The following is a 692-nucleotide window of genomic DNA, read 5'->3' as shown; positions in this document are numbered from 1 at the left end:
CCTTTATCTATTGTTTTCCACAGCCTGATTTTCGAGAAGAAAAGAAGGGGGGGGAAAGAGGGAAGAGGGGAAAAAAAGGGGAGGAAAAAAGGAAAGGAAAAGAGGAGGAAGAAAGAAAAGGGGAAGAAGGGAGGGGGAAAAGGAAGGAAAGGAAAAGGAGGAAGAAGGGGGGAGAGAAGAAGAAAAAAGGGGAGGGGAAAAGAGAGGGGGAGGAAGGGGAGAAGAAGGGGGGGGAAAAAGAGGGGAAAGGAGGGAGGAAAGGGAAGAAAAAAAGGGAGAAAGAAAAAGGGAAAGGAAGGAAGGGGAAAGAGAGGAAGAAAGGGGGGGGAGGAAAGGAAAAGAGAGGAAGCAAGAGGAGAAAGGAAAGGGGAAAAGAAAGGAAGGGAAGAAGGGGGGGAGGGGAAAAAAAAAGGGAGGGGAGAAAGGGGGAGGAGGAGGGAAGGGAGGGAGGAGGGGAGGGAAAGAAGGAGGGGAAAGAGGAGGAGAGAAAAGGGGAGGAAGGAGAAAGGGGAAAGGGGGAAGAAAGAGAAGAGAAAAGAAAAGGGGAAGGGGAAAGGAGAGGAGGGGGAGGGGGAAGGAGGGGAAAAAGGGAAGAGGGAAGGGAAGCAGGGGGAAAAGAAGAAAGGGGGGGACCGAAAGCCAGCACCGGGAGCCGGCCGAAGATCCTCATGACCAGGAGCAGATCATGCTCG

General features: G+C 52.6%; 1 protein-coding gene. It reads left to right on the top strand.

What is annotated here, in order from left to right:
- The coding region (locus LK536_RS58475) for a hypothetical protein (protein WP_506092298.1) at nucleotides 1-672 on the top strand (672 nt) is incomplete at its 5' end.
- Nucleotides 673-692: the final 20 nt, after the last annotated feature.

This window comes from Clostridium pacaense (assembly GCF_020709765.2).
Taxonomy (GTDB): Bacteria; Bacillota; Clostridia; order Lachnospirales; family Lachnospiraceae; genus Enterocloster; species Enterocloster hominis.
The sequence above is the reverse complement of the archived record's forward strand: the minus strand, read 5'-3'. Positions and strand labels throughout refer to the sequence as shown.